The organism is Halogranum amylolyticum (assembly GCF_900110465.1).
In the GTDB taxonomy this organism is placed as follows: domain Archaea; phylum Halobacteriota; class Halobacteria; order Halobacteriales; family Haloferacaceae; genus Halogranum; species Halogranum amylolyticum.
The window spans coordinates 151,127-175,430 of sequence record NZ_FODV01000002.1 but is presented as its reverse complement, the minus strand read 5'-3'; the positions used below and the strand labels follow the sequence as shown (position 1 = coordinate 175,430).

The following is a 24,304-nucleotide window of genomic DNA, read 5'->3' as shown; positions in this document are numbered from 1 at the left end:
TCAGTCCCGAAGCGTGGCGACGCCGTCTCTGGCGAGGTCGGTCGCATCGTACCCCCGTTCGCCGAAGACGGTCGCCTCCTCGACGAGGCCGGCAGCACGGAACTCGGTCAGCAGTCCGTGGAGATCCGACTCACAGAGGTCGTAGCTGTCCAGCAGATCGACGATGGGGACCGGGCCGCGGTCGGCGAGTTCGACGAGGAGCCCGAGCGCCCGTTCGTTCGGGACGGCGGTGAGCACGCGACGGACGGCCGGGTCGACGCCCGCGGCGGCGGTGACGAGCGGTGACTCGCCGTCGACGAGCTCGAGTTCGTCGTTGTCGACGTACCGCTCCTCGCCCGTCTCGGGGTCGCGGACGCGACTGGCGTCGCTCGATTGCTTGACGAGGAGGAGCCGTCGGCCGATAGCGTCGCGGACGGTGCGCATAGACGGGTCGAGGGTCGTCGTCGGGTTAGGGGTTGCGTTCGGGGGCGGCGTCCGACTCTGCCGCCGTGTCGGTGTTCGCGCGTTCGCCCTCGCGAGATGCGTCGACAGCATCCTCGTCGCCGTCCGCGCGCTCTCCTCGGTCGGCGGTGGAGCGTTTGAACTGCCGGTAGAGGTGGTACGTTCGAGCAAGTGCGAGCGTCCCCCCGCCGACGAGTCCGAGGCCGATCAGCCACTCGCCGCGGAAGAAGATGAGCATCGGTCCGAGACTCAGTGCGAAGACGGCGAGGTTGACGAGCACGACGCTCGCCCAGAACGGCCCGGTGACGGCGCTGTCGACGGCAGCGGCCGAAAGCTCCGGCTCCGACGGCTCCGGGATGGTGATCTTCTCGACGAGTTCCGTCTCCGGGTCTCCCCACCGATCCTCCGGGTCGGCTTCGGGGTCTCCCCACCGATCCTCCGGATCGAACTCGTCGGGTTCGTCGGGCCACGGGTCGGTCGGCACGGCTAGTCAGAAGCGACAGGTGAGGAAAAGAATTCGGCTTCTCGCCGCTCAGGCGACCTCTTCGAGGAGGACCGTCGCCGACGCCTGAAGCCACGCGAGCGGGTTCTCCGAGTCGTAGAAGACGACGCCGTTGTCGGTGTCGTACGTCTCGATTGTCTCGACCCCGTCAGTCTCTGCTTCTGGATGCGAGGCATCCGGACTGTCCCACTGCTCGTCGTTGGCGTGGTCGGACATGGTGTGGACTGTGGTATGCCATATCATAGTATATGTCTTGTGGATGCGGTCAACCTGCGCACTACCGGAAGAGGCCGTCGTCCTGCGTGCCGATGACGAGCGCGTTCTGGACGAGTCGGCCGTGGCCTCGACGCAGTCGCTCCGAGAGCGCCTGGTGGGAGATACCAAGTTCGTCGGCGACCTCCGTGAGCGTCGCGCCTCGCGGCACCTCGTAGTAGCCCTGTTCGGACGCCGTGATTAGCGACTCGAGTTGGTTGGCCGTGAGCCCGAACTGTCCGCTCCGTCGCTGGTCCAGCTCGTAGATGCTCGTCACCTCCACCGAGAGCCCCGTCTGCTCGCAGAAGTCGTACGAGCGCGACAGCGAGTCGCGGTCGGGAAACAGCACTCTGAGAAGCCATCTATCGCTTTCGCCGAACGCCGTCAACACGGTCGCGTGCTCCTCGTTGAGGACGTGGACGAGGAAGTCGATCGCGTCGACCCAGTCCATCCGGTAGAGCCACTCGCCGTCGAGGTCGGTCAGCAGTTCGACCTGATCGACGCTCGGGTCGTCTCGGAGCGCCTCGTCGAGTACGTCGCGACCGCTCTCGTCGGCGGTGACCCACGTGAACGGGAGCAGTCGGTCGCGATCGTAGGCAACGACCCGCTCGACCTCGAACTCGGCGTCGGGGACGGCATCGAACGTCGCCGAGAGCGCGAACTCTGCGGCGGGAATCTGCAGTTCAGCTATCGTACTCATCTCCTATCAGTGGAAACTGTGTCCACCGGTATAGCCGCTGTGGCAACCCGCCCGTCGTTCAGCCACCGTAGCCACCGTTCGTTCTCGTCCGTCGCCACCGACACCGCGGGGGTTTTTAGGTACGCACGCAAACCACCAGCAACATGAAACAGAGCGGACTCGTGGACTTCGAGGGGGGTGACGACGACGAGGACCGACCCAGCGCGGAGGCTGCTGCCGTCGCGGGCAACGGCGGACAGGACGTCAGCGACGTCGTCGACACCGCCGACATGAAGTTCCCCGACGCCGAGGGGAGCGTCGACATCTCCGTCACACAGGTCGACTACACCATCGAAGGGGCGGGTGCCGACGAGTACCCCGTCGTCCATCTCTTCGGACGGACCGCGGACAACGAGACCGAACACGTCCGCGTGCTCGGCTTTCGACCGTACTTCTACGCGCCGACCGACTCGCTCGCCGACGAGAAACTCGACCGTGACACGATCACCGGCACCGAGGAGGGGTTCGAGAGCATCCGCGGTGACGAGCTGACGAAGATCTTCGGCCGGACGCCTCGAGACGTCGGGCAGATGCGAGACGAGTTCGACCACTACGAGGCCGACATCCTCTTTCCCAACCGCTTTCTCATCGACAAGGACGTCGGTAGCGGCGTCCGCGTCGCCGAGCGCCGCCTCGACGACGGGACGCTCCAGGTCCCACACACCGAGGTCGAACCGGTCGACGCCGACGCCGACCTCCGGGTGAACGTCTTCGACATCGAGGTCGACGACCGAAACGGGTTCCCCGAGGAGGGCGAGGAGCCGATCGTCTGTCTCACCAGCCACGACTCCTATCGCGACGAGTACGTCGCGTGGCACTACGTCGCTCCCGACGGCGAGGGAAAGCGGCCCGACTCGCTGCCCGACTACGACCCGCTCCGCGACGGTCCGGACGTCGACGTGCGGACGTTCGACGCCGAAGACGAGATGCTCGACGCGTTCATCGCGTACGTCGAGGAGACCGACCCGGACGTCCTGAGCGGCTGGAACTTCGAGGACTTCGACGCGCCGTACTTCCTCGACCGTCTCGACGTGCTGAACCCGACGAGCGACTACGATCTCTCGGCCGAACGGCTCTCCCGCGTCGACGAGGTGTGGCGCAGCGGGTGGGGCGGTCCCGACATCAAAGGCCGCGTCGTCTTCGACCTGCTGTACGCCTACAAACGGACGCAGTTCACCGAACTGGAATCCTATCGGCTCGACGCCGTCGGCGAACTCGAACTCGACGTCGGCAAGGAACGCTACTCGGGCGACATCGGCGACCTCTGGGAGCAGGACCCCGAGCGGTTGCTGGAGTACAACCTCCGTGACGTCGAACTCTGCGTCGAGATCGACCGGAAACAGCAGGTCGTCCCCTTCTGGGACGAGGTTCGGACGTTCGTCGGCTGTCTGCTCGAAGACGCGCCGACGCCGGGCGACGCGGTCGACATCTACGTCCTCCACAAGGTCCACGGGAACTTCGCCCTCCCGTCGAAGGGACAGGCGGAATCCGAGGATTACGAGGGTGGGGCCGTCTTCGACCCCATCACGGGCGTCAAGGAGAACGTCACCGTGCTGGACCTGAAGTCGCTGTACCCGATGTGTATGGTGACGACGAACGCGAGTCCGGAGACGAAGGTCGACCCCGAGACGTACGACGGCGAGACGTTCCGCGCACCCAACGGGACACACTTCCGGAAGGAACCGGACGGCATCATCCGGTCGATGGTCGACGAGCTGCTCACCGAACGCGAGGAGAAGAAGGCGCTGCGAAACGAACACGACCCCAGTAGCGCCGCGTACGAGCAGTTCGACCGGCAGCAGTCGGCTGTCAAAGTTATTATGAATTCCCTATACGGTGTTCTGGGATGGGACCGGTTCCGCCTCTACGACAAGGAGATGGGAGCGGCCGTAACCGCCACAGGGAGGGAGGTCATCAACTTCACCGAGAAGGCGGCCAACGAGATCGGGTACGAGGTGGCCTACGGGGATACGGACTCAGTCATGTTAGAACTTGGAGAGGGAGTGTCCAAGGAGCAGGCAATCGAGCAGTCGTTCGAGATCGAGGAACACATCAACGCCGCGTACGACGACTTCGCGCGCGAGGAACTCGGGGCCGACGAGCACCGCTTCCAGATCGAGTTCGAGAAGCTTTACCGACGGTTCTTCCAGGCGGGCAAAAAGAAGCGATACGCCGGCCACATCGTCTGGAAGGAGGGGAAAGACGTCGACGACGTCGACATCACCGGCTTCGAATACAAGCGCTCGGACATCGCACCCATCACGAAAGAGGTCCAGAAAGACGTTCTGGAGATGATCGTCCACGGGGAAGACACCGACGTCGTGAAAGACTACGTCCACGACGTCATCAACGACTTCCGCGAGGGCAACATGGCGTACGACCGCATCGGCATCCCCGGCGGCATCGGCAAGCGGTTGGAGAACTACGACACGGACACAGCGCAGGTCCGCGGCGCGAAGTACGCGAACCTCATGCTCGGAACCAACTTCCAGCGCGGGTCGAAGCCGAAGCGACTGTACCTGGAGAAGGTTCACCCCTCCTTCTTCCGCCGGATGGAGTCCGAAGAAGGGTTCGACCCTCAGCACGACTACCTGTACGCCGAATTCAAGCGCAACCCGGACGTCATCTGCTTCGAGTACGCGGACCAGATCCCCGAGGAGTTCGAGGTCGACTGGGACAAGATGCTCGACAAGACGCTGAAAGGTCCTATCGAACGCGTCATCGAGGCGCTGGGCGTGTCGTGGGACGAGGTGAAGTCCGGACAGGAACAGACGGGGCTCGGAAGCTTCATGTAACGGTCGGCGAGTGACCGGAAATCCGGTCGTTCGCGCCGCATGCGGTGAGTGGAGAATCTGACCTACGCCCTCAGTCCCTTTTCACATTCGGAAAATAAATTTCTCCACCAAAAAACTCGCAGGGGGTGAATGCGTAAGCATTATGGGTGGCACTCCCCACCGTTCGCACACGAGGAAACGAACCAACAATGGCAACACTCGAAATCAAAAACCTCCACGCAGAGGTCGCAGAGGAGGACGGTGAACAGATTCTCCGGGGCGTCGATCTGACGGTTCGTTCCGGCGAAATCCACGCTCTCATGGGTCCCAACGGGTCCGGGAAGTCGACGATGTCGAAGGTCATCGCCGGCCACCCCGCCTACGAGGTCACCGAAGGTGAAGTTCTACTCCAGCTCGAAGAGGGCGACTTCGGCGACGACTTCCAGATCCCCGAGGACAAACTGACGTGGAACCTCCTCGAACTCGAACCTAACGAGCGGGCCGCACTGGGTATCTTCCTCGCCTTCCAGTACCCCGCCGAGATCGAGGGCGTCACCATGACGAACTTCCTGCGGACGGCGCTCAACGCCAAGCTCGAGGAGCGCGAAGAGCTCTTCGAGGACGACGAGGGCGACGAGGCCGAAGAAGAAGAGGAGTCCGGCTACGACACCTCCCCGATGGAAGGCAACGTCGACGAGGGAGAAGTCGGCGTCGCCGAGTTCCAGCAGATCCTCAAGGAGAAGATGGAGCTGCTCGACATGGACGAGAAGTTCGCCCAGCGCTACCTGAACGCCGGCTTCTCCGGCGGGGAGAAGAAGCAGAACGAGGTTCTTCAGGCCGCGATCCTCGAACCGTCTATCGCGGTGCTCGACGAGATCGACTCCGGGCTGGACATCGACCGGCTACAGGACGTCTCGAACGGGATCAACGCGCTGCGTGACGAACAGGGGACGGGCATCCTCCAGATCACCCACTACCAGCGGATCCTCGACTACGTCGAACCCGACCACGTCCACATCATGCTCGACGGCAAGGTCGTCAAAAGCGGTGACGCCAGCCTCGCCGAGGAGCTCGAGGACAAGGGGTACGACTGGGTCCGTCAGGAAGTTTACGAGACAGCGTAATACGGCTGCAACCACGAACACAACATATGAGCTCAGATCAAGACCACCTCAAAGAGACCGACACGGAAGCTCGCTTCGAGTTCAAGAAGGAGCAGAACTCGTCGTTCCAGGCCGACAAAGGCCTCACAGAAGAGACCATTCGGGTCATCTCCGAGGACAAAGACGAACCCGAGTGGATGCTCGAGCGCCGCCTCCGCGCGCTGAAGCAGTTCCAGAAGATGCCGATGCCGACCGACTGGCCCGGCCAGCCGGACCTCTCGGAGGTCGACGTCAACGAGATCGTCCCGTACATCCGCCCCGACGTCGAGACCCGCGGCGGCGTCGACGACTGGACCGACCTGCCGGACGACATCAAGGACACGTTCGACAAACTCGGCATCCCGGAAGCCGAGAAGAACGCGCTCTCCGGTGTCGGCGCGCAGTACGAGTCGGAAGTCGTCTATCAGAACATGCAGGAGCGCTGGGAGGAGAAGGGCGTCGTCTTCATGAACATGGACCAGGCGGTCCAGGAACACGAAGACATCGTCAAGGAGTACTTCATGACGAAGTGCGTCCCCCCGAGCGACAACAAGTTCGCCGCGCTCCACGGCGCCATCTGGTCCGGCGGGTCGTTCGTCTACGTCCCCGAAGACACGACGGTCGACATGCCCGTCCAGGCGTACTTCCGGATGAACTCCGAAGGGATGGGCCAGTTCGAGCACACGCTCATCGTCGCCGAGAAGGGCAGCGAAGTCCACTACATCGAGGGCTGCAGCGCGCCGAAGTACTCGGCGTTCAACCTGCACTCCGGCGGCGTCGAGGTCTTCGTCGGTGAAGACGCACACGTCCAGTATTCGACCGTCCAGAACTGGTCGAAGAACACCTACAACCTCAATACCAAGCGCGCCATCGTCGAGAAGGGTGGCCGCATGGAGTGGATCTCCGGCAGCATGGGCTCGAAAGCGACCATGCTCTACCCGGCCTCCATCCTGAAGGGCCGCGGTGCTTCGGACAACCACATCACCATCGCCTTCGCGGGCGAGGGACAGAACATCGACACCGGCGCGAAGGTCTACCACAACGCCCCGGAGACGAAGTCGACCATCGAGTCCAAAAGTATCAGCAAGGACGGCGGTCGGACGAACTACCGTGGCCTCGTCCACATCGCCAACGGCGCGAAGAACTCCTCGACGTCTGTCGAGTGTGACGCGCTCATGTTCGACAACGAGTCCACTTCGGACACGATGCCGTACATGGAGATCAACGAGTCCACCGTCGACGTCGCCCACGAGGCGACCGTCGGGAAGATCGGCGACGAGGACGTCTTCTACCTCCAGAGCCGTGGCCTCGACGACGACGACGCCAAACAGATGATCGTCTCGGGCTTCATCGAGCCGATCACGGAAGAACTGCCCATCGAATACGCGGTCGAACTCAACCGCCTCGTCGAACTCGAGATGGAGGGGAGCCTCGGGTAACATGTCGAGCAAGGCACTTCCCGCGGAGCTCTCCGAGGAGACCGTCCGCACGATCTCGGACGAACGGAACGAGCCGGAGTGGCTCCTCGAGGCCCGCCTCGAGGCGCTCGACTCGCTCGACGAGCTGGAGCTGCCGGACGTCATCCAGACGCCCGGTCGTCGCTGGACGAACCTCGAGGCGCTCGACTTCGAGGAGCTCGTCGACCCGCTGAACGCGGCCGACACCACGGAGCGTGTCACCGCCGAAGGTATCGAGGTGCTCTCGTTCACCGAGGCGCTCGACAGCCACGAGGAGATCGTCGAGGAGGCGTTCGGCTCGACCATCGCCCCCGACACGAACTACCTGACTGCGCTGTCTGCGGCGCTTTTCACCACCGGCACGCTGATCTACGTCCCCGAAGACGTCGACGCCGAGGACGTGAAGATCCGCGCCGAGATGAACTCGAAGTCGCTGTTCAGCCACACGCTCGTCGTGACCGAGAAGTCGTCGTCGGTGACGATCCTCGAGGCCATCGAGAGCGGCGAGAGCGGCGTCGAGGGCGAGCGGTACTTCTCGAACCTCGTCGAGATCGTCGCCGGTGAGAACTCCTACGTTCAGTACGGGTCGCTGCAGAACCTGGACGAGGACACCTACACCTACACGCTGAAGCGCGGCGACGCCGACGTCTACTCGACGATCAACTGGATCGAGGGGAACCTCGGCTCGCGGCTCACCCGCAGCGACATCGAGACGGAGCTCAACGGCGACTCCTCGGAGACGAAGATCGTCGGAGCGTTCTTCGGTCACGACGACCAGCATCTCGACGTCAACGCGCGCGTCTGGCACAAGGCAGAGCACACGACGGCCGACCTCGTCACCCGCGGCGTCCTCGACGACGAGGCACGCTCGGTGTACGAGGGTGTCCAGGACGTCGGTCGCGACGCGTGGGACACGAACTCCTACCAGCGTGAGAACACGCTGATGCTCTCCGACCAGTCTGAGGCCGACGCCTCTCCGAAGCTCATCATCAACAACCACGACACCGAAGCGTCCCACGCGGCGACGGTCGGACAGGTCGACGAGGAGGACCTGTTCTACATGAAGTCGCGCTCCATCCCGCAGGAGCAGGCGCGCAACATGCTCGTGGAGGGCTTCTTCGTGCCCGTCCTCGAGGAGATCGAGGTCGACGAGTTCCGCGAGGACCTGCAGGAACTCATCAGCGCACGTCTCCGATAACGCGGCTCTGCGGTTCGGTTTTTCTCTCTTTCAGCCGTCGTGAGTGACTGCTCGGTTCGGATCGAGTCACGCGTCAGCAGGTCGAAGCCACCACTTCGTAGTGCGCGCCGCCGTGTTCGACGACCGTCGGCGCACTCCACCGATCGGGGAGCGTCTCGAGTTCGACGCTCTCGTGCTCCAGTAGTCGGTCGAACTCCTCTCGGCGTGCGTCGGTGAGGTTCTCGTAGGCGACGACGCGGTCGGACTGCGAGACGTCGGTCTCGGTGACGGTGTCGACCGAGAGGTAGTACGGACAGTCGAAGTACGAGGTGGTCGCTCCGGCCGTCGTCTGTGTCGGTGTCGACGTCGCCGTGGACGCGGTGCCGTCGTCGCTGGGTGCGACTCCGAGACAGCCGCTCGTAACGACGAGGAGAGCGAGGAGGGCGGTTCGAGGACACATGGCCGAGACTGGACGACGGTCCAGTAAATGCTTTGTCGAGGACGTGAACGGGCTACCGCGAGCGAGCGGGCCGACGACCGAGCGCAGCGTGAAAAATGGGAGTCGAAAGGTGGAGGTGTTAAGTCGGTGCCACCCAGAAGGTGGTGTATGAACGAGGTATCGCGCTCGAACCAGAGGTGTCTCGCGTGAGCGTCGGCAACCAGGTCACCTCCGACCACCAACTCGCTCGCCTCCTCCAGATCGGCATCGTGCTGGAGGAGGTCGTCGAGGCGCGCGCCTACCACCACTACCAGTCGCTCGCCGAGGAGGACCGCCACCTCGACGAGGAGTTAGAAGGACTGCTCGAACACGCCGCCGAGGAGTCCGCCGACCACCGCAAGCGACTGGAGCGGGTCATCGACGACCTCGACGCCGAGAGCATCCCGTTCGAGGACATCGAGACGCTGGTCGAGGCAAAGTACGGAAAGACCAAGCCGGAGGACTTCGACGGCGTCCTCTACGATCAGCTGTGCAACGAGGAGACGGCCTACAAGTTCTACGACGACCTCATCGACGGAATCGAGTCGAGCGACGCGGAGTTCTCCGTCGACCGCGAGCAGCTACTCACTGTCCTCCGTGAGATTCGCGAGGAGGAGGCGCAGGGCGTCGAAGAAGTGACGAAGATCATGGAGACGCGGGAATGAGCGAGGTGAACCAATGAACACGGCAGACCAGTACGTCAAGGCGATCTACCTCCTCCAGCAGATGGAGGACGGACCGGCATCGACAGGCGCGCTCGCGGATATGCTCGACGTGAGTCCGGCGAGTGCCAACGAAATGATCGGTAAACTCGAAGAGCGTGGACTCGCCGAGCACGAGAAGTACAAGGGTGTCACCCTGAGCGACGAGGGGATCGTCCGTGCGCGAGATGCGCTCCAGACGTACTGCATCATCGAACGATTCCTCGCGAACGTGCTGGACGTCGAGGAGTTCCGTGCGGAGGCGCGCGAACTCGAGAGCGTCATCGACGACACGGTCGCCGAGCGACTCGACACGATCATCGACCGGAACTCCGAGTGTCCCGACTGTTTCGACCCCGAAACCGACGCCTGTCAGTATCTGGAACTGGAGAGCGAGAAACCCGCGGACTGACGCGCTCGATCGAATCCCCGCATGATTATATGAGTGGACTGTGAGGCATCGTCTATGAGTGGGACGACACAGCGATTCAGCCGTCTCAGACGATTCATAGGGCTCTCCCACGACGAACTGCCGGCGTACCGCTGTCACGGCTGCGGTACCGAGTTCGAACTCCAGTATCACGTGTGCCCCGACTGTGGGGGGTACTCCGTCGAACCCGTCCGCGAGTAGCGGCGAGGTCGGTCAGTTCTCTCGGTTGTGTCTCGACGCTCCACGGTCGGAAAAAATATATTGTGGATGACGTGGTAGTTGATAGCATGGCAATGGGGGAGACCAACTCGTGCCTCACGTGTGAGTCGTGCGGGGCAAAACTCAGCTGGCCCGTCGTCCGGGGGTTGACAGCGAAGCGAGAGGGTCGTTCAGCAGCGCTGTACTGCCCGGCGTGTCGGTCGCCGATGGATCAGGTGGACGTGCGGGCGATTCACCCCTGACCGGGCGGGCGAAGAGTCGACTTTTTCCCGCGGGAACGACACCGCCGACAGACGCTCCAGCGACGTCGCCGAGACGAATCGAAACCCGAAGTTTTTCTACGGTAACCGACGGAGCAGTAGGTGCAGAGTCCCGTGGTGTAGTGGCCAATCATCTGGGCCTTTGGAGCCCAGGACAGCGGTTCGAATCCGCTCGGGACTATTCTACCCGAATCTAGTGAGAACGAATAGCGGACGGCGGATTCGACGCCCAGGGGGCGAGCGAAGCGAGTCCTCGTGGTTCAGCCCCCTCCGAGAGAGGGACGAGCCGAGTCTCTACGAGGTGCTGGATGCGTCCGCCGCGCTGTGGAACGAACTCACCAACCACCGCCGCCAAGCCTTCTTCGACGACGAAGACGTCTGGAGTGTTGACGCCGACGAATACAGGGTGAAGTACAAGGGCGTCCTCGGCAGCGCTACGCCTAACAGATCATCCGCAAAAGCGACGAAGCGTGGCGTAGCTTCTTCAAGCTCCTCGAAGACGGCGAAGACCCGTCACCACTCGGGTATTGGAAGGACAGCGATGAACGCGAGCTTCAGACACTCGTCCGCAACGATATGTACACGATCGAGTGGGGCGAGCGGTCGCGCTTGGCGATCTCGGTCGGCCACGATCTCAAGGAGAAGTACGGCCTCGGCTACTACGAACGCCGACCGCTCTGGAGCGTCGCGAGACTGCCAAAAAAGCGACGTCTCAGTCGAGGTGTTCGATTCCCTCTTTCGAGACGTTCGCTCGCGTGACGACTTCCGGCATCCAGTCGGGGCCGTCACTCGGTTTCTCTTCCTTCCACGCCCACCCGTTGTAGATGTGGACCTTGTCGGTGCCTTTCTCCCGGAGGCGAAGTTCCGCACGACCGTCGACCTCCTCCTCGCTCGGGGCCGGTGGGAGTCGACGCGCCGCTTTCAGTGCCGCCTGCCGCGGGGTACTCCCGCTGAAGACGCTGTCCTCGGTACCGTTCTCTTCCCGGAGCACGAAGTTTCGTTTGCCGTCTTGACGTACCATTGGTCTGCCCTCGACTATCGTCACTCGGCCAATCACTAAATAACCACCCCACGGAATCGGGGTTCGACCCCCGAAACGACGAAGAGGCTGCTGGTCGAGTGGTCGGTATGGAGCCTCCGCGTCGCGTCGCGAGAGCGATCTTTCGGGCCGGTCGGTATCCCGTCTTCTCGGCGTACTACGCGGCGGTCGCCGCGAATCACCGCTACGAACTGTTCGCTCCGACGAAACGCGTCGACGGCGCGCGCTTCCGGAGCTACGAACTCGTCAACAAACACGGCCGAGACGTCCTCCTACGGCAGTTACTCGCCCGCTGTGGCCCCGACGAGACGGTGTTCGACGTGGGGGCGAACACCGGCGTCTACGCACTCGCCGTCGCTGCGGCCGAACCCGCCGCGCGGGTGGTCGCCTTCGAACCGAACCCGGCCGTCTGCGAGCAGTTGCGGACGAACGTCGCACGCAACGAGTTCGGAGACCGAATCGACGTTCGGGCCGTCGGCGCGGGCGACGACTCCGGCGTCCGGCCGTTCTATCGGTCGACGTACGACGAGTTGGGGTCGTTCGACGCCGACAACGCCAGTGCCTGGGAGGCACGCGTCCGCGACGAGATGAGAGTCCCCGTCGTCCGACTGGACGACCTCGTCGGCGACGGCGACGTCCCGCCGCCGGATCATCTGAAGGTCGACGTCGAAGGGTTCGGTTACGACGTCCTCAGCGGGGCCGAGACGACGTTACGCCGTCACCGACCGGTCGTCTACTTCGAGCCACACGCCGTCGCAGACGCCGACCGCGACGCCGACGCCGCGGCGGCGTTCCTCCGTTCGCTCGGCTATCGGCTCCGAGTCCGGGACGACGCGTGGGTGTGTGAGCACGATGCGAACCGCTCGGAAACGTGAACCGCCTCGGAGTCGAGTGGTTCGAGACGCCTCTGGCGTCACGTCAACTGTAGAAACAGGTTCGCTCGAGGACGATCCGGTCGTCGGCCACGCGCTCGGCTGTGATCTCGGACGTTGATGGTCTCGAACGTAGCGGTGTCGACCTCGTCAGAAACAGCGCATCGGTCGTAGCCGTAGATACCCGTCACGTCTAGTGAGACTGTCTGCTCGGAACGACGCGGCTCCGCCGAGAGCGCTCTGCTCGCTCGTCGACCCCACGAGCCGACGGCCGGTCGGAGCTTCGAACCAAGATTCGTCCAGAGAACAAAAACCTGTCGTAACGCCTAAGACCGGAACGACCCTCTTCTTCGATAACAATGAGTAAGGAACGTTGCCTCCGGGGGTGTCTCCGTGGGCGTTGAGATCAAGGAGTCCTCCGTCTCCGACGACGAGTTCGCGGAGATGAAGCGGTTTGTCTACGATTATCTCGCTGCGAGCGTCGAGAACGAAGAGGACGGCGGCAGGATGCGGTGGTACCCCTGGCACAGCGCCGACTACCGGTTCAACCACATCCTCAATGTGGTCGACCTCGCGAATCACATCGCGAAGCGCGAAGGTGCGGACGTCGACGTCGTCAGAGTGGCCGCGCTGTTCCACGACATCGCCAAACTCGACGCCGACCAGGACGTCCACGCCGAGGAAGGGGCTCGCGTCGCCCGCGAATATCTGTCGGCGCGCGGCGGGTTCCCGGAGTCGTTCATCGATCAGGTGTGTCAGTCGATCACCGACCACTCCTATCAGGGACCGCTCTCGGACGTCTCTCTGGAGACGCAGTGTCTCATCGAGGCCGACATCCTCGACAAGGTCGGTGCCAACGGGACGGCGCTGATGCTCCTCCGGATGGGCTACGAGGCTCGAACCCACATGGACGCCGCCGAGATGGTCCAGCGGGTCCTCGAACGGGGGAAAGACCACTCCACGCGAATCGTCAGCGACACCGCCGAGAGCATCGCCCACCAGCGACTCAAGCGCGTCAAGTGGTTCCGCGAGTGGCTCGAAGAGGAGGTCACCGAGATGAACCGATACGGAGACGACGTCTGAGGGAGATCGATTCGCTCGGATCGGTCGTCGGGTAGATCGTCTCCGAGTTCTCTCAGAACGTCTCTAGCACGCCGAGCACCCGCTCTTCGGCGTCGCGTCCGGGGTCGTGCTCCACGCCATCGCGGTCGCTCCGTCGGTGTTCCGCGACCGTCCGTGCCATCGCCTCCGCGAGCGGCGTCGACTCCCAGCCGAGACTCGCGAGTTCGTTCGTGTCGAGCACGTGCGGATACTCCCGATAGAGGACGAACGACGACGGCTCGAGGCCTCCGGCGGCGAGTTCGCGCTCGCCCGCGTGGACCACCTCGACGTTGGTGTCCATCGCGTCGGCAGCGAGGGTCAGCAGCTCTTCGAGCGTGACGAGGCGACGGTCGCCGACGTTGTAGGCCTCCCCCGGACTCCCCTCCTCGGCGACGACGCGGAGCGCGCTGGCGACGTCCTCGACGTAGGCGCGGTGCCAGAGGTTCTGGCCGTCGCCCGGGACGACGACTCGGTCGTAGTTGTCGACGCGGTCCAGCCAGTAGTCCAGCCGCTCGGTGTAGTCGTGTGGACCGTAGACGATACACGGGCGAACGCTCATCGCGTCGACGCCGTTCTCGGCTGCCGCGGCGACGACGCGGTCGCCCTCCGCCTTCCGGTTGCCGTAGGTCTCACTCGACTCGTCGTCGGCCTGCTCGGAGCTACACGGTCGCAGCGGCGTCTCTCCCTCGCGTTTGGGAATCTCCTCGCGACCGTAGGCGTCGCCGCTGGAGACGTAGACGTAGGCGTCGACGTCGGAGAACACCTCGACGGCGCGCTCGACCTCGGCCGGTTTGTACGCGACGCAGTCGATCACGACGTCGGGGCGGGCGGCGAGCGAGGCGGTCTGGAGGTCGGTGTCGTCGGTACGGTCGCCCTCGATGTGCTCGACCCGCTCGTCGTCGGCGAAGGGGTTGTCGTGAGTGCCGCGGTTGAAGATGGTGACGTCGTAGTCGTGTGCGAGGAGTTCGTCGACAGTGTGGCGGCCGATGAAACGCGTTCCGCCGATGACGAGTGCGTGAGTCATACCGGAGGATGTGACCGCGTGGAAAAAAGTGTGGCAGTCTCGTATCGGTTCGAGAGCGTGGCTCCGTATCGGTCAGTCTTCACCGTCGTCGAATTCGGTCCGATCGCCGTCGGTAGACTGCAGCGTCGATTGTGCCGAGACGAATGTGGGGGAAAACAGTTTAGCGCCCGGAGAACGGCCGACGAGCGTCGGGTCCAGCGAAACCGCACGAGTCGGACCGCGTGAGAGGAGGTCGCCGATCTACAGGTACGACGCGTCCCACCGCGACGGTCGCCGCTTGTTGCCGCAGTCGTTGCAGACGACGCGACCCATTGCGTCCATCGACACTTCGAAGCTCTCACAGTGGCCGCAGAAGTAGCCGTAGCGCTCCGCGCGGTTCTCGTCGAGGTAGGCGACGTAGAGCGGCGCGACCGATCCGCGATCGCTCTCGTCGAAGGCGACGTAGACCGTGGTGTCGTCGATCTGCCGGGGGTCCAGCGGTGCCCGCGGTTCGCCCTCGGCGCCGGGGAACTTCAGATAGGTCCGCTCGTTGAACGACTCCGCTCCGAGGTCGACCTTCCGGGTGTCGCCCTCTTCGTAGCCGTGTCCCTCGTAGAACTCCGCCCCACCTTTGTTGACGGTGAGCACTTTCCCCGTGAGTCGGGTCGCACCGCGGTCGACAAGTATCTCCTCGGTCCGGGTGAGGAGTCGCGCTCCGAGACCCTCACCGCGGGCGGCCGGCGAGACGTGTAGCCAGTTGATCTCGCCGGTCGTCCCCTCCTGTCCTCGCAGATAGCTCTGTGAGAAGGCGACGACTGCTCCGTCGTCGTCGGCAACGAGGTACACTGCGTCTTCACGGTCGAACTCACCGCTGAGCTCTTCGCCGTACCACTCCTCGACCGACTCGTCGATGACGGACTCGTCGAGCGCGTGACTGTACGACTCCATCAGTGAGTCGCGTGCCACCTGTCGGATACTGTCGATATCGTCGGTCGTCGCCTCGCGTATCTCCATACCACTCCGTGCGACTGCGTCGCATAAAATACCCTCGGCGAGGAGCGGTTCTGAGACACGGTGGACGCGTTCGACGGGGGCGACGAGACGGTCGGCTCACGTCGCGTGACGCGTCCGCGGCCGTATCCCGGAGCGCCGGCGCTCTCAGGCTTCCTTCGTCACGCCGGTCACCATTACCGGTCGCCCGGCGTTGAGGATCACCGTCTGTGTGACGCTGCCGAACAGCGCCTTCCCGGCTGGCGAGCGCTTGCGTCCGCCGACGACGACGAGGTCGGCGTCGACGTCGTTGGCGACGTCGATGATGGCCTCCGCCGGGTCGCCGCTGGACTCTTCGACGTCGTACTCGACGTCGGCGGCCTCGAAGAGGTCGCTCGCCTCGCGGACCGAGGCGATCTGCGTCGCCGACGCGCCGCTCGGGTTGTCGCTGAAACTGTGGATGATCGTCACTCGTTTCTCTGTGCTCTCTCCCGGGAGATCGACGATGTCTCGGGCGCACTGGCGGGCGTGCGCTTCGTCGTCGTCGACACCGAGCACCACGTGATACATACTCTCAGACAGCCAGTCGGACGGCTTAGTTTTTCGGGGAGACGGAGTCGGGGTCGTCGATGGACTGCGAGACGTAGACGACGAGCAACAGCGGAACGCCGAGCACGGTCGCGAGAGTGAGTGCGCCGTAGGCGGCGAAGCCGAGTTGGGTCGGTGGGAACTCGACGAGGAACAGATACGCCGGTGGTTTGAGGTTGTCGACAAACGTCGCCGTCAGGTAGCCTGCGGCACCGCCGACGCTGACGAGTGCGAGATAGAGCCCCAAGACGAACCGTCGGCCGCGGAAGCCTCGTTGTGGCACGTTCGAAACGCGGGGCTGATTCCGATTAGCCCTTTCGGGAACGCCTCGGGAGTCGAGCCGACGGGAGAACCGCGGACTACGAGTATCGACGGGTCTTTGTCGACGCAGCCCCGAGTGCAGGTATGACCGACAAGGATCTCCTCGGCATCGTGCTCGCGGGCGTCGCACTGCTGATGTTCGCGACGGGCGTCATTCTCGCGGTCTGAACAGGACGCACGACCGCGCTCGCCTCCGCTTTTCTTCAGTGACTCGTCGACAGCGAGAGCGCTCGCAGTCCTCCGTCGTTCACAATAGGCAGACTTCCGTCGTCGGAATCGCTCAGTAATCTCTCCTCCGGAACGATAGCACCGTCGCTCGGGCGTGCGAAGACAGAGAGGAGAAGACAAACCCAGACGTTACGAAGCGGAGCGCGTTCCAGATCGCTTACGCGTCGGTGTCGTCCGTTTCCTGACCGCCGTCGGTGGCGACTTCTTGTTCTTCGCCACCGTCGGTGATCTTCGTCTGCAGCTTGCGGTCGAACCAGTCCCACTCGGCCGTGTAGAGACCGTCTTCTTTCAGGTTCCACGGGTCGCCGTCCTTGATGACCGGGCCTTCGAGCCACGAGATGACGAAGTTGTACGTCCAGATGAACCCGCCGACGAGCAACAGCAGTGCGCCGACCGTCGCGACCTGGTGGAGCGTGATGAACTCCGGCAGGTAGGTCGCGTAGCGACGCGGCATGCCGCCGTAGCCCAGCAGGATCATCGCGAAGAACGTGACGTTCGTCCCGATCATCCAGAGCCAGAAGTGCCACTTGCCGAGTTTCCGCTGGTACATCCGCCCCGTATAGAGGGGGTACCAGTAGTAGAGGCCGGCGAACCCGGCGAAGGCGATAGCACCCATGACGACGTAGTGGAAGTGACCGACGACGTAGTAGGTGTCGTGGAGGATGAGGTCGATCGGGATCGACGCGAGGAAGACGCCGGTGACGCCGCCGATGATGAAGTTCGAGACGAAGCCGATACAGAACAGCATCGGTGTGGTGAGCCGGATGCGGCCGTTCCACATCGTCGTGATCCAGTTGAACGTCTTCACCGCGGAGGGAATCGCGATCGCTAGCGACACCGCCATGAACGACGCGCGGAGTCGCGGGTCAATGCCGGTCGCGAACATGTGGTGTGCCCAGACGCCGAACGAGAGCACACCGATGGCGAGCGTCGAGTAGACGACGAACTTGAACCCGAACAGCCGCCGTCCGGAGAACCGCGGCAGCACGTAGCTGACGATCCCCATCGGCGGCAGCACGAGGATGTACACCTCGGGGTGGCCGAAGAACCAGAACAGATGTTGCCAGAGGATGTTACCTCCCTCGCCCGTGTAGAAGGGGGTTCCGAGGTTGCGGTCGAGCAGCAGCATGACCATCGCGCTGCCCAGAAGCGGGAACGCGAAGAGGATGAGCCCCGACTGGGTCAACACCGTCCACGAGAAGATGTCGAGGTTGGCCCAGGTGACCTCCTCGGCGCGTTCGGTGAAGATAGTCGCGATGAAGTTGATCGACCCCATCGTCGCCGAGACGCCGGACAGATGCAGCCCGAGGAGCATCAGGTCGACGCCGGCGTTGGCCTGGTTACCTTGTCCGACGCCGGCCGACAGCGGCGTGTACATCGTCCAAGCAGTCTGCGCTGGGATGATGTCGCTCGTCGGGATGAGGAACCCGGCCCAGATGAGGAGCGCGGCGGGCGGCAGCAGCCAGAAGGCGATGGCGTTGATCCGCGGGAACGCCATGTCGTCTGCGCCGATGACGAGCGGGATGAAGTAGTTCGAGAACGCCGCGAGGATCGGCGTCCCGAAGAGGAACAACATCGTGATACCGTGGCTCGTCAGCAGCGAATTGTAAAACGAGTTCGAGATGAGCGTCATCCCGGGGTCGGCGAGTTCCAGTCGCATGACGACGACCATGAGCCCCCCGACGACGAACGCGATGACGCCGTACAGTCCGTACAGCATCCCGATGTCCTTGTGGTCGACGGTCGTCAGCCATCGGATGAGTCCGCCCGGTTTCTCGTGTGCGTGCCCACTCTCCTGTCCGTACGCGCCTCCACCACTGGCGAGCGGTGTGTAGGAGCGCCAGTTCTCCACCCGGGTGAGCCAGGCGGCGACGGCCACGAGGAAAACCCCCATGAGCACCGTCAGTGCTAACTGTCCGTTAATCTCCATGGGAGCCACTGAGGAGTGGAAGGTAAAGAAAGATTCGGGTGACAGCCGTCAGTCGTCGTTCTCGGCGGTAGATTCCTGTTCGGTAGCGGCCGACTCCTGTTCGGTAGTCGACTCCTGTTCGGTAGTCGACTCCTGTTCGGCGAGCTGTGCTCGTTCCTCGTCGGAGAGTTCGGCCTGCTCCTCGTACTCTTCGAGCGTCTGCGATCCGGGAACGGTCGCCTGTCCGGCGAGGAACACTTCCGAGCGCTTCTCGTCGCCGGCGATGGCCTTCCCCGAGAGGTAGGTCAGCACACCCAGTGCGAGCAGCGGGACGATGAGCAGACCGTACGAGATGGTCGACGCGAGGAAGTCGAACCCGAAGGGGTTGAAGACAGCGAAGAGGAGCATGAAGAACACGATGATCCCCAGCGGGATGATGTTCACCGTCAGGTCGAGGATGGTCTCCTTGTCGAAGATTTTGGCTGCCATGGTTGGCTGTTACAGACGCCCATCAAATAGATTGTTGGTTCACGCTCGTTCCTGCGAGCTCGACCGACGAACGTGCCGCGAGCGGATGCGACGGCAGGTCAGGCCGGGCTGGACTTCTGGACGAACGTCGTCCCGACGACGCTCCCGAGCAGCAGCAGTCCGCCGGCGGCGATGACCGCGTAGCCGCGGGCGACGAACCGAATCCCTTCGGCCGTCGACACCGTGTCGGCGTACAACAACAGGCCGCCGAACGCGAACAGCAGCACCGAACAGACGGCGAGCGCTCGCCACGGCGTCTTCGCGTACCCCGCCTCCTTGGCCATCCCAGCGATACTCCCACAGAGCAACAGCAGGCCGCCGACCGAGAGGGCGGCGAGGTCGAAGAGGATTCCAATCTCTGCGATCGGGATTCCGAGTGCGATGAACAGTGGCCACGGGCTCGCCATCCGGTATTGGTCGCTCAATCCGGGGTTCTCGTCCATACGCCCCGTAGAGACCGGAGCCTACAAAGCGCTTCGGAAGGGCGGCGTCTCGGCTACGGGAGGCTGACGCCGTGGCGCGCCAGATAGTCGTTGACGGCTTTGATCTCGACGGGACTCCCGACGATGCGACACTGCGCTTCGCTCCGGGAGAACACCGACACCGTGAACTCGGCTTCGAGTTCGTCTCGAAGCCCGTCGAGCGAACCACAGGGGAGGACGATCTCCGTGCTGTCGCGGAGGCGGGCGGGATCGGGCATGGGCTATTTTTCCACACAGTTGGTCGACGGATAATCGTGTCGAAGTGACGTACTTACCTACCACGTGCGTAGCGTGCGTACGCGAATGCGGGAGAGACGAAGGAAAGGGTTTTTCGAGTGACGCGGCGGAACTGTAGGTAATGGGTCTCGAGGAGGAGATAGACGAGCTCCGCGAGGAGATTGCCAACACGCCCTACAACAAGTCCACGGAGGCACACATCGGGCGCCTGAAGGCGAAGCTCGCGGAGAAGAAAGAGAAACTGGAGAACCAGTCCTCCGCCGGCGGCGGCGTCGGCTACGCCGTCGAAAAGACCGGCGACGCAACGGTTGCACTCGTCGGGTTCCCGAGCGTCGGCAAGTCGACGCTCATCAACGCCATCACCAACGCCGACAGCGAGACCGGCGAGTACGAGTTCACGACGCTGGACGTCAACCCCGGGATGCTGCAGTATCGCGGGGCGAACATTCAGGTGCTCGACGTGCCGGGGCTCATCGAAGGCGCGGCAGGTGGCCGCGGTGGTGGGAAGGAGGTGCTCTCTGTCGTTCGGACCGCAGATCTCGTCGTCTTCATGCTCTCTGTCTTCGAAATCGAGAAGTACGAACGGCTTCGCGAGGAACTCTACCACAACAAGATTCGGCTCGACACCGAGCCCCCGAGCATCTTCATCACGAAGAAGGGCCGTGGCGGTATCCGCGTGACCAAGACCGACGACGTGCAACTCGAGGAAGAAACCATCAAAGGAATCCTCCGTGAACACGGGTACGTCAACGCAGAGGTGACCGTCCGCGGCGACATCACCGTCGACGAACTCATCGACGGCATCATGGACAACCGCATCTATCTCCCCTCGATCGTCACCGCCAACAAGGCGGACCTCATCGACCCCGACTACCTTCCGACGGTCGAAGAGGAACTCCGCGAGATCGGTCTCGACCCCGAGGAGGTCGTGTTCATCAGCGCCGTCGAAGAGAAGGGACTGGACGCGCTGAAAGAGAAGATCTGGGACGCGCTCGGTCTCATCCGCATCTACATGGACAAGCCGGGTCGCGGCGTCGACTACGAGGAGCCGCTCGTGCTCATGGAGGGCGACACCGTCGGCACCGCCTGCAAGAAACTCGGCAAGAAGTTCGAGGACCGCTTCCGCTTCGCCCGCGTCTCCGGGTCGAGCGCGAAACACGACGACCAACAGGTCGGAAAGGACCACGAACTCGCCGACGAGGACGTCCTCCGCATCGTCGCCCAGCGGTGAGCGCGTCCTCTCGCGCCCCACCCGACTCGTCCGACTCGCCCGCCGCACCGGACTCGACTTCTCAACGTTCGTCCGGGACACGGCGCCGACTGCTCGCCGTTCTCGTTCTCGCCGTCGTCCCGTGGTCGGTCCAGACGTTCGTCGGCGGCGGCGCGACGTTCGTCTTCCCGTGGGGGCTACTCACCGTCGACCCGCTGCACGTGACGACGCTCGCGGACTTTCTGCTGTTCACGCAGGGGTTGCCCGACTACATCCTCGCGTGGCCGCTTGGCGTGGCCTGCTATCTCGTCGCCGTCGGTAGCGTCGCCGTCGGTGCGGCGACGGGCCGCGAGGACGCCCGACTCACCGCCGTCGCGCTCGTCTTAGCCGGTGTCACGCAACTCGAACTCGCCCGCGGGTTCTCGACGCAGCCGGGACGGGTCGCGTGGCCGCTCGGGGCGCTGCTGCTGTGGGGCGTCGCGTGGTACGTCTACAGGTGGCCGGTACGTCCAGAGTCCGGCGATGGCGACGGTGAGTCGTGAGCCGTCGGGACGAGCGTTCATCGACACGGCTGCCGAGTCGGACCCAGTCCCAGCGAGCGACCGAAGCCGTCAGTCGTCGGCCGGAGCGCTGGGACGGTAGCTCCGACTGACCTTCTTCCACGTCCCCGTGTCGAACCGGTAGTAGTTGAGTACTGCCGGTATCGTCGTCTCCGCCAGGAACGCGAGGTAGAGTCCGGTGAGGCCGACCGCCGGCACCGCCGCGCCGAGAGCGGCCAGCAGTATCGACCCGGCCATCCCGAGGAACTGGCTGCCGAACGCCCAGCGGGTGTCGCCGCTGGCGTCGAGCGGCCCCGCCGCGCCGCCGGAGACGCCCTGCAGGACGACGGCGACGCAGGCGACGTAGACGAGCGAGACCGTGATCGGGTAGGCCTCCGCCGAGGGGTTGAAAAGCGACACGATAGGTTCGGCGAACAGGCCGACGAGGACGGCCGAGACGAGGTAGGTCGCCACGGCGAAGCGGATCACTTCGCGGCCGTAGGTCTCGGCTGTGTCCTCGTCGCCCGTACCGAGCGCCTGTCCAACGAGGCTGGAGGAGGCGAGCCCGAACCCCCAGCCGGGCGTGTTCATGATGCCCCAGATGCGGCGGGCGACGACGAACGCCGCGACGACCGGCTGGCCCATGCTGGAGAGGATGGCGAGCATCGGGAACTCTGCGACGGTCCAGACGAGGTTCCGCCCCATCACGGGGAGGCCGATGGAGACGAGGTCGCGCAACGTGTCGAGGTCGAAGTACGCGCCGACGGGGTCGATGCGGACCGGGAACGCGCCGATTCCGGGGAGGTGGCCGCGCGTCAACCCGAGGGCGAACGCGCCGGCGACGACGACGTTCGAGAGGACGGTGCCGAGTGCGGCCCCGGCGACACCCATCCCGAGGCCGAAGATGAGCACGGCGTTGACGCCGACGTTGATGACGGCCCCGCTCCCGCGGAGCACCATCGCGATGTAGGCGTCGTCGCTGCCGACGAGCACGCGACTGCCGACGAGGTTCAACCCCGCGAAGGGGACGCCGAAGCCGACGATGCGGAGGTAGGTCGCGCCGTACTCGACGACCTGCGGGTCGCCGTTGATGAGCGAGACGAGGTCGGTCGCGAAAAGCGAGAAGACGAGCGTGACGGGGACGGTCGCGACGACGACCAGCGCGGTGCTGGCCCGGACCGCGAGGTCGATGCCCTCGCCGTCGTCCGCGCCGAAACGCTGGGAGACGAGCGCGATGGTGCCGGCGGCGATCCCGCCGCCGAGAGAGAAGGCGAGCCCCCAATAGGGGCCAGCGATGCCGACGCCGGTGATGGCCGCGGTGCCGGCGGCAACCCCGACCATCGCCACGTCGACGGCGTTCTTCGACATGCGGGCGATACCAGTGACGATACGGGGCCACGCGAGGTCGGCCGTCCGAATCGCACGGGCGCGGTCGAGGAGGCCGAGTCGGGAGAGCGCGAGACCGATGGAGACGATCAGCAGTCGAAACGGGTTCGGCAGCGAGGACACGGTGTCGGAAATTTTCGGTCGGCACCTACTTACGCGCGTCGTCACACCGCCGCTGCGGCGGGTGTGAACGCCCCCCACCAGTGCCGCCTCCGGCACGCTTTTTGACGCAGCAACCGAGAGTTGGGGTATGTCCGGTACGCTCGACCACGTGATGATGCGCGTCGAGGACCTCGAAGAGTCCCTCGACTGGTACACGACCCACCTGAACTACGAAGAGAAAGACCGCTGGGAGGCAGACACGTTCACCAACGTCTACCTCGGTCCCGAGGAGATGCACGAGGAGGGTGCGATGCTCGAACTCACCTACAACCACGGCGACAACAGCTACGAGATGGGCGACGCCTGGGGACACATCGCCGTGCGCGTACCCGAAGGTGAACTCGAGGAGTCCTACCAGGAGCTGATGGACGCCGGCGTCGAGGACTACCGCGACCCCGAGTCGTGTGACTACAACTACGCGTTCGTGAAAGACCCCGATGGCCACGAGGTCGAGATCGTCAAGCGCGACCCCGAGCAAGGCGCGAAGTGGAGCCTCGACCACACGATGATCCGCGTCGAGGGCGCCGACGAGGCGCTGGGGTTCTGGACCCGCAAGTTCGAGTACGAACACACGGGTCGCTGGGAGTCCGACTCCTTCGCGAACTACTTCATGAAGCCCGAGGGGGCGGCAGACGAGGCGATGGCCGTGGAACTGACGTACAACTACGACGGGCGCACGTACGACATGGGCGACGCCTGGGGGCACCTGGCCGTGCGCGCCGACGACCTGAACGACTACTGGGAGACGCTGGAGGAGCGTGAAGTTGAACAGTACCGCACGCCCGAGGAGTGCGACAACAACTACGCGTTCACGAAGGACCAGGACGGCCACGAGATCGAGGTGCTGGAGCGGGACTTCGACGGGTCGCTGTTCCCGAACTGAGTCGACGTCGTCGCAGGTGATTCTAGGTTTTTATCGAAGGCAGCTCTGAGAGCCGTCGTCTCTACCACTCGGTAGCGTCGGGCAACCGCAACAACCGAGAACACCGCGAAAGCCCCGAGTCGCTGGACTCGGGAACCTCGCTGCGCGTGCTTACGTCGGTTGCCTTCGTCCAGCGACTCGCCCCTTTCAGTCCCACCCGCAGCAGCCACACCCTCCCCAGCAGATTGCGTTCCCAGAACGGGAAGCGTTCTGGT

27 protein-coding genes, 1 tRNA gene and 1 pseudogene are annotated in these 24,304 nt (G+C 64.0%); 14 read left to right on the top strand and 15 right to left on the bottom strand.

Translation table 11 applies throughout. From position 1 onward, the window contains the following. The 4 genes from BSG17_RS04080 to BSG17_RS04065 form a co-directional block, all read right to left on the bottom strand. A complete protein-coding gene (locus BSG17_RS04080; RefSeq protein WP_089821302.1) occupies positions 1–423 on the bottom strand; it encodes a DUF7346 family protein in 423 nt (140 codons plus the stop codon). 25 nt (positions 424–448) lie between these two features. Beyond that, complete coding sequence (locus BSG17_RS04075; RefSeq protein WP_089821300.1) at positions 449–925, bottom strand: DUF7322 domain-containing protein; 477 nt, start codon at positions 923–925, stop codon at positions 449–451. Between the two features lie 48 nt (positions 926–973). After that, entirely contained in the window at positions 974–1,159 is a 186-nt protein-coding gene (locus BSG17_RS04070; RefSeq protein ID WP_089821297.1) for a DUF7331 family protein, read from the bottom strand. A gap of 61 nt (positions 1,160–1,220) precedes the next feature. Beyond that, a complete protein-coding gene (locus BSG17_RS04065; RefSeq protein WP_089821294.1) occupies positions 1,221–1,895 on the bottom strand; it encodes a helix-turn-helix domain-containing protein in 675 nt (224 codons plus the stop codon). A 143-nt stretch (positions 1,896–2,038) separates the two neighbouring features. Here BSG17_RS04065 and BSG17_RS04060 point away from each other — a divergent pair, with 143 nt between their 5' ends. From BSG17_RS04060 to sufD, 4 genes are all read left to right on the top strand, one after another. After that, a complete protein-coding gene (locus tag BSG17_RS04060; protein ID WP_089821292.1) occupies positions 2,039–4,729 on the top strand; it encodes a DNA-directed DNA polymerase in 2,691 nt (896 codons plus the stop codon). A gap of 188 nt (positions 4,730–4,917) precedes the next feature. Continuing rightward, the gene (locus BSG17_RS04055; protein ID WP_089821289.1) at positions 4,918–5,832 is read left to right on the top strand and encodes an ABC transporter ATP-binding protein; all 915 of its coding nucleotides are present in this window, start codon (positions 4,918–4,920) and stop codon (positions 5,830–5,832) included. A gap of 26 nt (positions 5,833–5,858) precedes the next feature. Continuing rightward, positions 5,859–7,289, top strand: a complete 1,431-nt coding sequence (sufB, locus tag BSG17_RS04050) for a Fe-S cluster assembly protein SufB (RefSeq protein WP_089821287.1) — start codon at positions 5,859–5,861, stop codon at positions 7,287–7,289. Between the two features lies 1 nt (position 7,290). Beyond that, complete coding sequence (sufD, locus tag BSG17_RS04045; protein ID WP_089821285.1) at positions 7,291–8,505, top strand: Fe-S cluster assembly protein SufD; 1,215 nt, start codon at positions 7,291–7,293, stop codon at positions 8,503–8,505. 73 nt (positions 8,506–8,578) lie between these two features. On the opposite strand, the gene BSG17_RS04040 is transcribed toward sufD, so the two are convergent. Continuing rightward, complete coding sequence (locus BSG17_RS04040; protein ID WP_089821283.1) at positions 8,579–8,944, bottom strand: DUF7979 domain-containing protein; 366 nt, start codon at positions 8,942–8,944, stop codon at positions 8,579–8,581. A 185-nt stretch (positions 8,945–9,129) separates the two neighbouring features. Here BSG17_RS04040 and BSG17_RS04035 point away from each other — a divergent pair, with 185 nt between their 5' ends. From BSG17_RS04035 to BSG17_RS27730, 5 genes and pseudogenes are all read left to right on the top strand, one after another. Then, a complete protein-coding gene (locus BSG17_RS04035; protein WP_089821983.1) occupies positions 9,130–9,627 on the top strand; it encodes a ferritin family protein in 498 nt (165 codons plus the stop codon). A 13-nt stretch (positions 9,628–9,640) separates the two neighbouring features. After that, complete coding sequence (locus BSG17_RS04030) at positions 9,641–10,075, top strand: metal-dependent transcriptional regulator (RefSeq protein WP_089821280.1); 435 nt, start codon at positions 9,641–9,643, stop codon at positions 10,073–10,075. 54 nt (positions 10,076–10,129) lie between these two features. Then, entirely contained in the window at positions 10,130–10,294 is a 165-nt protein-coding gene (locus BSG17_RS26735; protein WP_170864697.1) for a hypothetical protein, read from the top strand. Positions 10,295–10,680: 386 nt separating this feature from the next. Then, positions 10,681–10,753, top strand: a tRNA-Gln gene (locus BSG17_RS04025). 39 nt (positions 10,754–10,792) lie between these two features. After that, positions 10,793–11,241: pseudogene (locus tag BSG17_RS27730) on the top strand (IS200/IS605 family transposon protein TnpB); the annotation flags it as partial. Between the two features lie 43 nt (positions 11,242–11,284). Here the strand turns inward: BSG17_RS27730 and BSG17_RS04015 are convergent. Continuing rightward, positions 11,285–11,593, bottom strand: coding sequence for a non-histone chromosomal MC1 family protein (locus BSG17_RS04015; RefSeq protein ID WP_089821277.1), 309 nt, complete (start codon positions 11,591–11,593; stop codon positions 11,285–11,287). Positions 11,594–11,700: 107 nt separating this feature from the next. Here BSG17_RS04015 and BSG17_RS04010 point away from each other — a divergent pair, with 107 nt between their 5' ends. Both BSG17_RS04010 and BSG17_RS04005 read left to right on the top strand, forming a co-directional pair. Continuing rightward, positions 11,701–12,486 (top strand): FkbM family methyltransferase, encoded by a 786-nt coding sequence (locus BSG17_RS04010; RefSeq protein ID WP_089821275.1) that lies wholly within the window; start codon positions 11,701–11,703, stop codon positions 12,484–12,486. A gap of 390 nt (positions 12,487–12,876) precedes the next feature. Next, on the top strand, positions 12,877–13,566 hold the full coding sequence (locus BSG17_RS04005; protein WP_089821272.1) for an HD domain-containing protein: 690 nt from the start codon (positions 12,877–12,879) through the stop codon (positions 13,564–13,566). Between the two features lie 52 nt (positions 13,567–13,618). Here BSG17_RS04005 and BSG17_RS04000 read toward each other — a convergent pair whose 3' ends face one another. The 8 genes from BSG17_RS04000 to BSG17_RS03965 form a co-directional block, all read right to left on the bottom strand. After that, positions 13,619–14,608 (bottom strand): NAD-dependent epimerase/dehydratase family protein, encoded by a 990-nt coding sequence (locus tag BSG17_RS04000; RefSeq protein WP_089821270.1) that lies wholly within the window; start codon positions 14,606–14,608, stop codon positions 13,619–13,621. Positions 14,609–14,848: 240 nt separating this feature from the next. After that, a complete protein-coding gene (locus BSG17_RS03995; RefSeq protein WP_089821268.1) occupies positions 14,849–15,601 on the bottom strand; it encodes a GNAT family N-acetyltransferase in 753 nt (250 codons plus the stop codon). Between the two features lie 144 nt (positions 15,602–15,745). Further along, positions 15,746–16,147 carry a universal stress protein gene (locus BSG17_RS03990; protein ID WP_089821266.1) on the bottom strand — a complete coding sequence of 134 codons (402 nt, stop codon included), beginning with the start codon at positions 16,145–16,147 and terminating at the stop codon, positions 15,746–15,748. A 25-nt stretch (positions 16,148–16,172) separates the two neighbouring features. Beyond that, on the bottom strand, positions 16,173–16,448 hold the full coding sequence (locus BSG17_RS03985; RefSeq protein ID WP_089821265.1) for a DUF7520 family protein: 276 nt from the start codon (positions 16,446–16,448) through the stop codon (positions 16,173–16,175). Between the two features lie 423 nt (positions 16,449–16,871). Then, the gene (locus tag BSG17_RS03980; RefSeq protein ID WP_089821981.1) at positions 16,872–18,608 is read right to left on the bottom strand and encodes a cbb3-type cytochrome c oxidase subunit I; all 1,737 of its coding nucleotides are present in this window, start codon (positions 18,606–18,608) and stop codon (positions 16,872–16,874) included. 84 nt (positions 18,609–18,692) lie between these two features. Next, positions 18,693–19,112: a DUF6684 family protein gene (locus tag BSG17_RS03975; RefSeq protein WP_089821263.1), complete on the bottom strand. Its 420-nt coding sequence runs from the start codon at positions 19,110–19,112 to the stop codon at positions 18,693–18,695. A gap of 98 nt (positions 19,113–19,210) precedes the next feature. Continuing rightward, complete coding sequence (locus tag BSG17_RS03970; RefSeq protein WP_089821260.1) at positions 19,211–19,594, bottom strand: DUF7541 family protein; 384 nt, start codon at positions 19,592–19,594, stop codon at positions 19,211–19,213. Between the two features lie 53 nt (positions 19,595–19,647). Continuing rightward, positions 19,648–19,851, bottom strand: a complete 204-nt coding sequence (locus BSG17_RS03965) for a VNG_1110C family protein (protein WP_089821258.1) — start codon at positions 19,849–19,851, stop codon at positions 19,648–19,650. 140 nt (positions 19,852–19,991) lie between these two features. Here BSG17_RS03965 and BSG17_RS03960 point away from each other — a divergent pair, with 140 nt between their 5' ends. Together BSG17_RS03960 and BSG17_RS03955 are read left to right on the top strand one after the other, a co-directional pair. Then, on the top strand, positions 19,992–21,101 hold the full coding sequence (locus BSG17_RS03960; RefSeq protein ID WP_089821257.1) for an OBG GTPase family GTP-binding protein: 1,110 nt from the start codon (positions 19,992–19,994) through the stop codon (positions 21,099–21,101). After that, entirely contained in the window at positions 21,098–21,622 is a 525-nt protein-coding gene (locus tag BSG17_RS03955) for a TIGR04206 family protein (protein WP_089821254.1), read from the top strand. The genes BSG17_RS03960 and BSG17_RS03955 overlap by 4 nt, the downstream gene beginning before the upstream one ends. 69 nt (positions 21,623–21,691) lie before the next feature. On the opposite strand, the gene BSG17_RS03950 is transcribed toward BSG17_RS03955, so the two are convergent. Further along, on the bottom strand, positions 21,692–23,128 hold the full coding sequence (locus BSG17_RS03950) for an MATE family efflux transporter (RefSeq protein WP_089821252.1): 1,437 nt from the start codon (positions 23,126–23,128) through the stop codon (positions 21,692–21,694). 127 nt (positions 23,129–23,255) lie between these two features. On the opposite strand from BSG17_RS03950, the gene BSG17_RS03945 reads away from it, so the two are divergent. Further along, entirely contained in the window at positions 23,256–24,050 is a 795-nt protein-coding gene (locus tag BSG17_RS03945; RefSeq protein ID WP_089821251.1) for a VOC family protein, read from the top strand. Positions 24,051–24,304: the final 254 nt, after the last annotated feature.